This is a genomic window from Actinomadura soli, from assembly GCF_005889715.1.
Taxonomy (GTDB): domain Bacteria; phylum Actinomycetota; class Actinomycetes; order Streptosporangiales; family Streptosporangiaceae; genus Spirillospora; species Spirillospora soli.
Genome location: NZ_VCKW01000271.1, coordinates 1 through 10,759 on the forward strand (window position 1 = coordinate 1; position 10,759 = coordinate 10,759).

Below are 10,759 nucleotides of genomic sequence, written 5' to 3' on the forward strand. Positions count from 1 at the left end.
GGGTGAGGGGGAGAACGGCGGCCCGGGCGGCCCGCGTTACGCGCGCGGGCCGGCGGCCGTGGGGTCCGCGCGTCGCGGTCCCCTCGGGCTCACGGGGTTTCTCATTAGCAGAAGTCATTAACAGAGCTAACGATAATCGGGACCCCGGCATTCCGGCAAATCCGGCGCCGCCGGGTCAGGACCGGCTGAGCCTGTCGATGATCGGCGCCGCCCGGCGGAGGATCTCCCGTTCGTCGTCGGTCAGCTCGCCGAGCCTCCTGGCGAGCCACGCCTCCTTGCGGCGCCGCTCGTCCGCCAGCAGCGCGGTGCCCGCCTCGGTCGCGTTCAGCACGACCTGGCGCCCGTCGGTCGGGTGCGGGCTGCGCGCGACGAGGCCCTCCTCCTCCAGGTACGCGATCACGCGCGTCATCGACGGCGGCTGCACCTTCTCGTGGTCGGCCAGCTCGCGGGGCGTCATCGACCCGTGCCGCTCGATCGCGGCGAGCGCGGCGAACTGGGTGAGCGTCAGCGGGCCCCGGCCGCCCCGGTCGCCCTCGGTGGCGGGACGCAGCGTGCGCAGCCGCCGCGACAACCGGGCGATCGAGATGCGCAGCTCCTCGGCCAGTCCCGGGACGGACACGGCACGGCTTGGGGTGGGTGGCGTTGTCATCGTCATCGGTCTCCCATGCTGCCACGCCGTACCTTGACATTGCGGCTAGGCTTATTAGCCATCAAGCTATCCGAATGAGGAGAGTGGAATGCCCCGTGCCGGACTGTCACCGGCCGCCGTCGTCGACGCCGCCGTCGCCCTCGTGGACGCCGGAGGCCCCGGCGCCCTGACGCTGGCCGCGGTGGCGGGAAGGGCCGGGGTCGCGACGCCCTCCCTGTACAAGCATGTCCGCAACCTGGCCGAGTTGCGACAACTGGTCACCGTACGCGTGCTCGAAGAACTTACAGAACGGCTCGGAGAGGCCGCGCTGGGACGCTCCGGAGACGACGCCGTCCGCGCCCTGATGCGCGCCTACCGGTCGTACGTGGTGGAGCATCCCGGCCGGTACGCGGCCATGGACCAGTCGGCGGACGCCCAGCCGGAGGACAACGCCGCGGGCGAACGTCTCCTGGCCATCATCTACGCGGCGCTGCGCGGCTACGCCCTGGAGGGTTCGGAGCTGGTCCACGCTGCCCGCTGCCTGCGTTCGGCCGTGCACGGGTTCGCCGTCCTGGAGGCCGCGGGCGGTTTCGGCCTGCCCGAGGATCTGGAGGCCAGCTATGAGCTGCTCATAGCCATGGTCGTCGGAGGATTGCCCGGCGCCCGCGGCGTAACCTGATCGCATGACCCGACCGCGCCGCCCGGACCCGCCGCCCATGCAGACCAACGACGTCCGCATCGCGGCCGCGGGCGCCGCCGCCTGGGCCGTGGCCTTCGTCGTGCTGCTCATCGTCGGGCTGCCGTCCGAGGACCGGTGGTGGCTGTGGGTGTGCGTCACGGGCTTCGCCAGTGGCGTGTTCGGCGTCTGGTACGTCCCGAGGCTGCAGGCCCGCCGCGCCGCGCAGGAGGCCGCCCGCGCCGCCCAACGCGAGGCCGACGCCAAAGCGGACACCGAAGGCGACAAGCCCGCCGAGACCGCGGAGCACGGGCGAGCCGAATAGCCCTGGGTAGGGCTAGGGCTCCAGGTCTGCCTCGGCCAGGAGGTCTGGCAGTGCATCAGGGGCGCGCAGCACCGCTTCGACCATGAGCCGGTCGGCCCAATGCCCCGTCGACCATGCGAGTGCGCGGGCGAGGCCGTGCACTCCGCTTGCGCGTACTTCGCCGTCTCTTGTCCACCACGGCACGTCCTGGCCGTCCACGACGAGGCGTTCATGCGCGAGGTAGTCGGCGGGGGCGTCCGGCAGGACGGCCCTGACGGCGTCCGGTACAGGACGTTTCTCGCCCTCCGATTGGACGACCCCCGGAACCTCGTCTCCGGCCAGAGGCAGATCGAGGAGTTCGGCCAGGCGTTCGTCCCGTCCTTGTGCGGCGATGACGAGCGGCTGGCCTTGGAGGAGCGGGAGGACGTCCGGGGCGTCCAGGACGAGGGCGTCGGCGGCGTCCACGACCTCGACGTCGCCGTCCACGACCGTCCGGACATGGTCGGGTGTTTCGACGGCTGCGTCCGGGGTGTCGGCCAAGGCCGTCCACAGGCTGCCCAGCTGTGCTCGGCTGACGGACCGTCCCGGGTCACCGAGCCGGTCGAGGAGCTCTTGGGCGCCTCCGGGTTCGTCCAGCAAGTCGGCCAGCGACGTACGGACGCCCAGGGCCAGCAGGAGCCGCTCGTCAAGGCCCGCCGGCGCGAGGTCATAGAGCCCTGCCAGGGCCTCGTCGCCGCCCAGCCTGAACTCGCCTGGCCTGCGGCCGCCCAGGACGCGATGACGGCTCAGCCACCACGCCGTGTAGGACGGGACGGCAACCCGCCGACCGCTGTGCAAGGCCACATGGACGGGATCGACGATCGCGGCCCGCCAGGGCGGCTCCGCAAGGACGCGCAGCGCCGTGGACCAGTCATCCACCAGTTCGAGGTCTCGGACGGCCAGGAACTCCGGCACGAGCGGTGGAAGGTCCTGCGGGCCGATGCGCCGCAGCACGTCTTCCGCCCACAGGTCCTCGTCATCGAGGTCCAAGGTCTCCGCTTCGTCGGCGAGCCCTGTGAGGTTCACGTCCTCGCCCTTCGCCAGGGCGAACCCGTCCAGGACGCCGACGGCCGTGAGCGGCTCCGGACCCCACCGTTCCAGCAGCTCGCCGTCGACCACCCCGAACGGCGCGTCATCGGCCATGAGAGCGCGCAGTGGGCTCTCCGGCAGTAGCAGCTCACCCGCCGGATACAGCTCCCCGTCGTCGCCGGGCAGGGCCAGCTCGGCCAGCCAGGGCTCCTCACCAGGGTCGAGCCTCGCGGCGGCGACCAGGCCCAGGACGGCTTCAGCGACCGCATCGGGATCTTCTGCCTCGAACGACTCCTCGACGGCCGCACGCACGGCGCCATCGGCGAGAACGGCCCGCGGGCCCGCCTCGACGGCCCCCAGCCGGGTCAGCAGCGGGTGCACCGCCTCCGGGTGGACGAACCGCAGGCCCAGCGCGTCCAGGCCGCCGGGGTCGACGCCGTCCGCGATCAGCAGACCCCGCGGGCCGCGCATGATCCGTCCGGCCCCGCCCGCCGCCGCACCGGCCAGCGGCACCGGGACGGCTCCCAGAGCGTCTGTGGCGGCTCCGGCGAGCGTCCCGTACATCCGATGCCACCACGCCGGTTCGCGGTCCACAGCGGCCAGCTCGTCGATGACGTCCGCCAGCTCGACGCGCCGCACCCCGAGCGCGGCGAGCGCCGGGCTCCGCGCGGGCCACTCCGGCGGGAGCAGCCCGGCCGCGACGCCGTCCTCGCCGCCGAGGAGGCGGACGAACTCCGCGGGGGCGTCGACGGCGACCGCGTCCCGGCCGCGCGTCCGGTGGGGCAGCAGCGGCGCGTCGGGAAGGCGCTCGCGGATGCCGCGCCGCATCCGGGCGTCCAGTTCACCGGCCCCGACCGGCCCCGGCACGAGGCCGAGCACGCGTGGCGAAACGGCGAGGTCGCCCAGCAACCGCACATAGGTCTCGGCGGCCCGGTCCACGAGGAAGTCGGTCAGCGGGCCTGGCGCGACATGCCGCCGGTCAGGTGCGAGCGGGAACGACGCGATGAGCAACGCGGGCAGATCCAGCGGTTCGTCACTGGGCGTGGGCGCGTGCACGACTGCGGGGGTGTCTTCCGGGAGGCCGTCCTCTGGCAGAGCCCACCGCACGTGCCAGAACGGCCGTCCCCGTTCCTCCACCGGACGGTCTTCCAGAAGCGGCATCGGAATTTCCCCATGCGCCTCGGCCGTCCGCCACACCGCCCCATTTATGACCACCTCGCCCGGCGGACGATGCTCAGCGGTCAGTTCACGGACGTCCCCGTCCACATCGATCTCAACGCCGTCGAGCGCGGGCAGGGCCAGCATCAAAGCGGCTCCGGCACGTTCAAGCTGCCGCCGGACGGTCTCGACCGCATCCTCGCGCAACGGCAGCCGCACGACCGTGTCGAATCCCGCAGGAATCTCAGGCGGGTCGTCCATGGCGAATGGCAACCGGAGCAGCGGAACATGCCCGCCACGCCGCTCCAGCTCCCCTGCGAGGGCAGGCACTCCCTCCACCAGTTCCTGAGAACGCGCCCGCGACCACACCACGCCCGCCCCGCCGGACGCGATGGCGGGCTGATCCGTGACGGCCACGACAGCGGCGAACCCGACACCGAACCGTCCCGCCGTACCCGCGTCGTCCCGCTTGGACGACGCCCTCAGCGTCGACAGCGCCTCCACGCCCGCGGCGTCCAACGGCGCCCCGGTGTTGGCCGCGCTCAGCACCGTTCCGGACGACGACGTCCGGAGAGCCAGCCGGAGACGTCCGGGGACGGCGGCGCGCAGCGCGGCGTCGGCGGCGTTCTGCGCCAGCTCCGTCACGACACGGTCGCGGTAGCCGCCGAGAGCGAAGTCCTCCTCGGTGTTGGCGTCCTCGCGGAACCGGGCGGGCGACTCGCGCCAGGCGCGCAGCACCCGCTCCCGCAGGGCTCGCGTCCCGAAATCCGGCATCGTCAGCTGTGGCCTAGGGCCTCTTCGTCCAGGGACGCCGCGTCGTCGACCTCGGACGTATCGTCCTCGATCACCGGTGCCGCGTCCTCCACCCTGCTCGGCGACGGCAGGACCTCGTAGCCCAGTTCGTCGATGACCGGCGGGTTGTGCTCGGACACGGCGGGCAGGGAGACGGCCTCCGAGTGCGCGCCGCAGCCGTGGTCGGCGGAGACGACACGTCCGTCATCGGGCGCGTACTCGTTCGCGCACACCCCGAACATCGTCCGCAGCTCACCCGCCAGCGCCACGTAGAACCCGCAGGTGGAGCACTGCGCGGGCGCGGACGCGGCGATCGGCGCGCGGGGGCCGCCGACGCCCTCGTACCAGCGCGCGGCGGCCTCGTCCCGCCCCTCCTGGGACAGGACCCGGACGCGGCCGAGCCCCGGCTCCCACTGCGCCTCGCGATCGGCGGAGTCGTCGTCCACCTGCGTGTAGCCGGGCGCGAGCCGGGCGTCGTCGGGCGCGGTCGGCAGCAGGTCGCCCGGACCGAGGTCGCCCGGACGCAGCCGCTCCAGCCACGGCACCCACGGCGGCGCGAGCAGCGCGTCGTCGCCCGGCAGCAGCACGCACTCGCTGACCGTGACGACCTTGGCGCGGGACGCCCGCGTCACGGTCACGGCCCACCGCCAGCCCACGTAGGCGGGGTCGAGACACTCGAAATAGTGCGTGACCACGCGGTCGCCCTCGGCGCGCAGGCCGAGATGCTCCCCCGCCTGGCCGGGCCTTGCCGTGTCCTCCGCGGCCTCGCGCGCGAGGCCCACGGCCTCGGCGCAAGCGGTGTCGACGGCGGGGGTGCGGGTCCTCCGGGCGGGCCCGGAGGCGCTGTGCGCGGACGCGTCGTGCGCGGCCGCTGAACGAGCGGGGCTGGACTGAGGCAGTGAGCTCACATGCCAATTCTCGCCCATAGAACGACGTGGCCGGGCACCTCACCGGCCTCCCCATGGAAAACAACCACCGGCGCCCCGTTGGTGAGCAGGTTCCCCAGCGGGGAACGTACCCTCAATCAAGGGGTCGTGCCTCGGCGGAGAACCCGGACGACGCAGGGGAGAGATCAGGGCGCATGGGTGACCGGACATGGTTCGGGCGATCCGTACGCGCCGCTGCAGGAGGGGCGGCGCGGGCGCTGCGCGGCACGCGTTCCGCGATGACGCGCACCGGACGGCTGACCCGCCGCGCCACGCACGCCCAAGGCGCCGGACGCAGCGGCCTCGGCAGCCTGATCGAGGCGTCCGCGATCAACTCCGCCGGCGACGCCCTGGTGACCGTCGCCCTCGCCGGGACGCTGTTCTTCGGCCTGGACGTCAACCAGGCGCGCGGCCAGGTCGCCCTCTACCTCGTCGTCACGATGGCGCCGTTCGCGCTCGTCGCGCCGCTGATCGGCCCGGCCCTGGACCGGGCGCGGCACGTCCGCCGGTACGCGATCTCCAGCACGTTCGTGATGCGCGCGCTGCTGTGCTGGGCGATGGCGAGCGCGCTGCCGCACGGCGACCAGGTCACGTTCCTGCCCGCCGCGTTCGGGGTGCTCGTGCTGTCCAAGGCGTTCGGGGTGCTGCGCGCCGCGGTGACGCCCCGCGTCCTGCCGGACGAGATCACCCTCGTGACCGCCAACGCGCGCTCCGCCTTCGCGGGCCTGATCGCCGCCTCGATCACCGCGCCGGCCGCCGCGGGCCTCGTGTGGCTCATCGGCGCCGACTGGGTCCTCCGCATCGGCACGGTCGTGTTCCTGCTGGGCGTCGTGTTCACCATGCGGCTGCCGCAGAGCGTGGACGTCCCGGACGCGGAGCCCTCACCCGAGACCGGCGACCGGCGGACCGGCGACCCGGAGGGCGGAGACGCCGAGCGGCCGAAGGCCAGGCACTGGCGGACACTGCCGCGCGTCGGCCCGGTCGTCACGGAGGCGATGCAGGCCAACGCGGTGCTGCGCGCGTTCTCCGGCTTCCTGATCCTCTATCTGGCGTTCCTGCTGCGCCAGGAGCGGTTCGACCCCGTGTCCAACAACGTCGCGCTCGGGCTGCTGGCGGCGTCCGCCGGGGCCGGCGGCCTGATCGGCACGGCGCTCGGCGTGTGGATGAAGGCGCGGGCGCCCCGGCTGATCGTTTCGGCGACGCTGGCGTCCGTGACCGCCGTCGCCGCCGTGAGCGCCGCGTTCTTCGGCCTGTGGGCGGCGCTGGCGGTGGCGACCGCGGCGGGCCTCGGGCAGGTGCTCGGCAAGCTGTCGATGGACGCGGTGGTGCAGCAGGAGATCGGCGAGGAGATGCGCTCGTCCACCTTCGCCGTGTCGGAGACGCTGCACCAGCTCGTGTGGGTCATCGGCGGGCTGCTCGGCCTCGGCATGTCGATCGTCGCGGACGGACGCGTCGCCCTCGCGATCGTGTCCGCCGCGCTCGCGGTGTCCCTGGGCCTGCTGCTGTCCCGCCGCGCGGGGACCCGCCGCCGGGCACGACGCCGCCGCCGTCCCCCGCAGCGGTCGTCAACGATCAAGGACGCGCACCCGGAAATGCACACCTGAACGCGGCCGCCCGCCAGCAGACGACCGGGCTAGGACGCGGCCAGATCGTCGGCGACCGCCCGCAGCACGGTCGCGATCTTCCTGGCCTCCGCCGGCGCCGGATGCTTGCCGCGCCGGTAGGTGTTGGAGATCCCGTCCAGCAGCTTGATCAGGTCTTCGGTGATGACGACCATCTCGTCCGGCTTCTTGCGCCGCTGCTTGGCGATCGTCTTCTCGACCGACGGCAGCGTGTCCAGCACCTTCACCTGGAGTGCCTGCTGACCGCGCCGCCCTTCGACCACGCCGAACTCGATGCGCTGGCCCGGTCTGAGCGTCGTGACCCCGCCCGGCAACGCCGATGAGTGCACGAAGACCTCACCACCGTCGTCGCGCGTGAGGAAGCCGAACCCCTTGTCGGAGTCGTACCACTTGACCTTGCCAGTCGGCACCGGAGACCTCGTTCGGTAATCGTCCTGAATCGACCCCAAGATTAGTGCCTCGCCAAGGGGCGGTGTACACACCGGTACCCCCCGCGACGCCCACGCGGGCCGACGATCAGAAGCTATCCCGCCCTTCCGACAACGGCATCCGAATATCGCGGCACAGCTCAGGATGCGTACCCATGGCTCAGGACACCCGGAACCCGCCGAGCCATTCCGGGAAGGCGAGCAGATCGGGCAGGACGACGTCCGCGCCGTACGCCGCGAGGGCCGCCGAATCGTACGAGCCCGTCGCGACCGCCACCGCGACCGCCGACGCCGCCCGCGCCGCGTCCACGTCGCCGGTGTGGTCACCGATATAGGCGCCCGCGGCCTGCTCGCGCAGCACGGTCCCCTTGTCCGCGCCGAACAGGCCGCCTGCCACGACGTCCACCTCAAGGCCGAGGAAGCGGACGGTCCGTTCGGTGTCGGCCTGGTTCTTGCCCGAGACGACGATCACCCGCCCGCCGCGGCTCCGCACGGCGTCCAGCGCCGCCTTGGCGCCGGGCATGAGGACGGTCGCCGGGACCGCGATATCTGCGTAGATCGCCCGGTAGCGCGCCGCCATCGAGGGCACCTCGCCGGGCGGGAACCAGTAGCCGAGCTCCTCCTCCAGCGGAGGGCCGATGCGCCGGACGACGAGGTCGGTGTCGATGGCGACGCCGCTCTCCGCCGCGAGGGCCGCGTACACGGCGCTGATGCCGGCCCGCGTGTCGGCCAGGGTCAGGTCGAGGTCGAAGCCGACGGCGAGTCCGGGACCGGGGGAAGCGTGATCGGGCACGTCCACAGGTTAAGGGGGCTGGACACATGCGAGTACCCGCGCTCTCCTGGTAGTGGCGATGCGACGGGATCCGAGTAGGAGAGCGCGGGAACTTCGCGCAGGAGACCGTTCAGTTGTGACCGGAACCGGCGCCCCGGTCCACCGGGAACGGCCGCCCGTGCTGCCGATATACCCGGGGACCCGGGCACAAACCATCTGACCAGGGAAAACGCAGGAATCGAACAAGCCACCCCGAGCAAAAGGACGATCGGCCCCGACGTCCGCCCGGAGAGGTTCCTCGGTGAGTGGGCCGCTGAAGGAGGCCGCAATGGCAGACAACCCCGACCCGGGCTGGACGGCCGAGCCCATGCCCCCGCGGGAGCACCCGGCGACCCGCGTCGAGCCCGGGGACGACCAGCGGGAACGGCGCTCGTTCTCGGCCGGCGCCACCGCCGCCCGCCGCCGCGCCGCAGGCATCGCCGCCACCGCGGTGTCCGCCGTCACCACGGTCGTCGTGCTGATCATGGCCGTGCACATCCTGTTCGTCGCGTTCGAGGCGAACACGGCGAACGACCTGGTCCGCTGGTTCGGCGACCGGGCCACCGAGCTGTGCTGGCAGTTCAAGGACGTCTTCCAGCCCGAGAACCCCAAGGCGGAGGTGGCCGTCAACTACGGCCTGGCCGCCGTCGTCTACCTGGTGGCGGGCAGACTCCTCACCAGCCTGATCCGCCGCGGAGCCTGACCCCCGAGCGAGCTATTCCCGTCCCGGGAAGCGGACCGCGTCGAAGGGCCAGGCGGTCGTGACCCACTCGCGGACGAACTCCTCCAGCTCCTTCTCCAGGGCGGAGTTCTCCTCGTCGGCGCGGACCCAGAACACCACGACGGCGTCCGCGCCGGGGTCGTCGGACGGGGCCACATGGATGCGGCCGAGCTGGCGGTCCCCGTCCGGCGTGATCACGACGTAGCTGAACGAGCGCCGCAGCTGGCCCTGCTTCTGCAGCCAGGCGACGTCGATCAGGGCCTGCTCGAAGGTGAACTCGCTGTCCGGCCAGCCCCACTCGGGCCCGAACCGGCCGGCGAGCCGGTCCAGGCTGCCGATCACGGCGCCGTAGTCCTTGACCACGTCGTGCACGGTGATCGGACGGATCTGGTAACGGGAACCGGCCACCAGCGTGGGTACCACGAAGTCCTCGGGCAGGAAGGCCCCGTCGGCCGCCTTCCGCGGAGACTTGAACATCGCCGACCTTTCCGACGACGCCCCTTTCGGCGACGGGGCGCGGGCATCGAAACTCTAGCGGCCCCGGGAGCCGCAGCGAGGCGTAACACACTGTGTACACGCCACGCTGCCTCTAGGCCAGCCGGTAACGATGACGAATGTCATCTTGCGGAGGAATTCATCACCTTGAACCTCTGCAACACCGATGCAGCGGATTCGCCCCGCGCTCCACAGAACTCACTTCCCGCCTGCCCGGCGGTAGGCTCGATCAGCGCGGTTCCCGCGGATCGGGCACCCGTGTCTGAGCACGTACGTTCGAATCGTGCGGCGGGTCCATGGAGGTAGATCAGATGCCGATGTCCACGCGCGAGCGGATCGTGGCCGAGTCGCTCCGGCTGTTCGCCGACCGGGGTTACACGGCGACGTCGGTGGCGGAGATCGAGGCGGCCGCTGGTCTCTCGCCCGGCGCGGGCGGCCTGTACCGGCACTTCCGGTCCAAGGAGGAGGTCCTCGCCTCCGCCATCCGCGAGCACATCGAGCGGACCCGCCGGCAGATCGACGACGGCCTGGACCAGGCGACCGTCTACGAGGAGCGTCCGCTGGAGACGCGGCTGCGGATGACCTGCCAGGCCGGTCTGGCGAAGATGCGCGAGGAGCAGGACCTCATCCGGGTGCTGTTCCGCGACCTCGACCAGTTCCCGAACCTGGTCGCGGAGATGCGCGAGGGCATCGTCAACCCCCTGTACGACGGGATCGCCACCTGGCTGGCGTCGCAGCCCGAGTTCGCGGACGCCGACGAGGACTGGCCGGCCATCGCGGCGATCCTCGGCGGCGCGGTGGTGAACTACTGGCTGGCGAACGAGTCGATGTACGAGCCGCCGACCCGCATCGACGAGAACCGGTTCGTGGAGAGCTGGGCGCGGCTCGGCCTCGGGCTCCTCCGCCTAGAGCGCATCCCGGCCCCCGCACCCACGACGTCCCCCTGACCCAACGCGCCCCGCACTCAGACCACCCGCGGCCCTCGCCGCCCGGCAGCCGCCCGGCACGCGTTTCGCCGCTTGGCAGGCGTTCCTCCAGCACACGGCATGTTCGTCCTACAGATCACGCCGTGCGGACTCCTACCCTTGAGGGGCCCGACGAGGTCGGCGCACACCCTCGTCCTCCAGCCC

At 72.3% G+C, this 10,759-nt stretch carries 11 protein-coding genes; 5 read left to right on the forward strand and 6 right to left on the reverse strand.

What is annotated here, in order from left to right; all coding sequences use genetic code 11:
• Positions 1 to 175 precede the first annotated feature (175 nt).
• A complete protein-coding gene (locus tag ETD83_RS34445) occupies positions 176 to 655 on the reverse strand; it encodes a MarR family transcriptional regulator (RefSeq protein ID WP_407921540.1) in 480 nt (159 codons plus the stop codon).
• Positions 656 to 737: 82 nt separating this feature from the next.
• Here ETD83_RS34445 and ETD83_RS34450 point away from each other — a divergent pair, with 82 nt between their 5' ends.
• Complete coding sequence (locus ETD83_RS34450) at positions 738 to 1,307, forward strand: TetR-like C-terminal domain-containing protein (RefSeq protein ID WP_138649392.1); 570 nt, start codon at positions 738 to 740, stop codon at positions 1,305 to 1,307.
• Between the two features lie 4 nt (positions 1,308 to 1,311).
• Complete coding sequence (locus ETD83_RS34455; RefSeq protein ID WP_138649393.1) at positions 1,312 to 1,629, forward strand: DUF2530 domain-containing protein; 318 nt, start codon at positions 1,312 to 1,314, stop codon at positions 1,627 to 1,629.
• Between the two features lie 12 nt (positions 1,630 to 1,641).
• Here the strand turns inward: ETD83_RS34455 and ETD83_RS34460 are convergent, their stop codons facing one another.
• Together ETD83_RS34460 and ETD83_RS34465 are read right to left on the reverse strand one after the other, a co-directional pair.
• A complete protein-coding gene (locus ETD83_RS34460; protein ID WP_138649394.1) occupies positions 1,642 to 4,608 on the reverse strand; it encodes a sacsin N-terminal ATP-binding-like domain-containing protein in 2,967 nt (988 codons plus the stop codon).
• 2 nt (positions 4,609 to 4,610) lie between these two features.
• On the reverse strand, positions 4,611 to 5,408 hold the full coding sequence (locus ETD83_RS34465; RefSeq protein ID WP_230421376.1) for a DUF3027 domain-containing protein: 798 nt from the start codon (positions 5,406 to 5,408) through the stop codon (positions 4,611 to 4,613).
• A 299-nt stretch (positions 5,409 to 5,707) separates the two neighbouring features.
• Here ETD83_RS34465 and ETD83_RS34470 point away from each other — a divergent pair, with 299 nt between their 5' ends.
• Positions 5,708 to 7,156 (forward strand): MFS transporter, encoded by a 1,449-nt coding sequence (locus tag ETD83_RS34470; protein ID WP_230421375.1) that lies wholly within the window; start codon positions 5,708 to 5,710, stop codon positions 7,154 to 7,156.
• A 29-nt stretch (positions 7,157 to 7,185) separates the two neighbouring features.
• Here ETD83_RS34470 and ETD83_RS34475 read toward each other — a convergent pair whose 3' ends face one another.
• The gene (locus tag ETD83_RS34475) at positions 7,186 to 7,584 is read right to left on the reverse strand and encodes a cold-shock protein (RefSeq protein WP_138649396.1); all 399 of its coding nucleotides are present in this window, start codon (positions 7,582 to 7,584) and stop codon (positions 7,186 to 7,188) included.
• Between the two features lie 178 nt (positions 7,585 to 7,762).
• Positions 7,763 to 8,395, reverse strand: coding sequence for an HAD family hydrolase (locus tag ETD83_RS34480; protein WP_138649397.1), 633 nt, complete (start codon positions 8,393 to 8,395; stop codon positions 7,763 to 7,765).
• A 307-nt stretch (positions 8,396 to 8,702) separates the two neighbouring features.
• On the opposite strand from ETD83_RS34480, the gene ETD83_RS34485 reads away from it, so the two are divergent.
• On the forward strand, positions 8,703 to 9,116 hold the full coding sequence (locus tag ETD83_RS34485) for a hypothetical protein (protein WP_138649398.1): 414 nt from the start codon (positions 8,703 to 8,705) through the stop codon (positions 9,114 to 9,116).
• Positions 9,117 to 9,128: 12 nt separating this feature from the next.
• Here ETD83_RS34485 and ETD83_RS34490 read toward each other — a convergent pair whose 3' ends face one another.
• Complete coding sequence (locus tag ETD83_RS34490; protein ID WP_138649399.1) at positions 9,129 to 9,611, reverse strand: GNAT family N-acetyltransferase; 483 nt, start codon at positions 9,609 to 9,611, stop codon at positions 9,129 to 9,131.
• A gap of 329 nt (positions 9,612 to 9,940) precedes the next feature.
• Here ETD83_RS34490 and ETD83_RS34495 point away from each other — a divergent pair, with 329 nt between their 5' ends.
• Positions 9,941 to 10,576, forward strand: a complete 636-nt coding sequence (locus tag ETD83_RS34495) for a TetR/AcrR family transcriptional regulator (RefSeq protein ID WP_171064603.1) — start codon at positions 9,941 to 9,943, stop codon at positions 10,574 to 10,576.
• Positions 10,577 to 10,759: the final 183 nt, after the last annotated feature.

Bases quoted from the DNA above. Each gene is read 5' to 3' on its own strand.
- ETD83_RS34470 (WP_230421375.1), top strand. From the start codon at position 5,708: ATGGGTGACCGGACATGGTTCGGGCGATCCGTACGCGCCGCTGCAGGA.
- ETD83_RS34450 (WP_138649392.1), top strand. From the start codon at position 738: ATGCCCCGTGCCGGACTGTCACCGGCCGCCGTCGTCGACGCCGCCGTC.
- ETD83_RS34495 (WP_171064603.1), top strand. From the start codon at position 9,941: ATGCCGATGTCCACGCGCGAGCGGATCGTGGCCGAGTCGCTCCGGCTG.
- ETD83_RS34445 (WP_407921540.1), bottom strand. From the start codon at position 655: ATGACGATGACAACGCCACCCACCCCAAGCCGTGCCGTGTCCGTCCCG.
- ETD83_RS34455 (WP_138649393.1), top strand. From the start codon at position 1,312: ATGACCCGACCGCGCCGCCCGGACCCGCCGCCCATGCAGACCAACGAC.
- ETD83_RS34460 (WP_138649394.1), bottom strand. From the start codon at position 4,608: ATGCCGGATTTCGGGACGCGAGCCCTGCGGGAGCGGGTGCTGCGCGCC.
- ETD83_RS34485 (WP_138649398.1), top strand. From the start codon at position 8,703: ATGGCAGACAACCCCGACCCGGGCTGGACGGCCGAGCCCATGCCCCCG.
- ETD83_RS34490 (WP_138649399.1), bottom strand. From the start codon at position 9,611: ATGTTCAAGTCTCCGCGGAAGGCGGCCGACGGGGCCTTCCTGCCCGAG.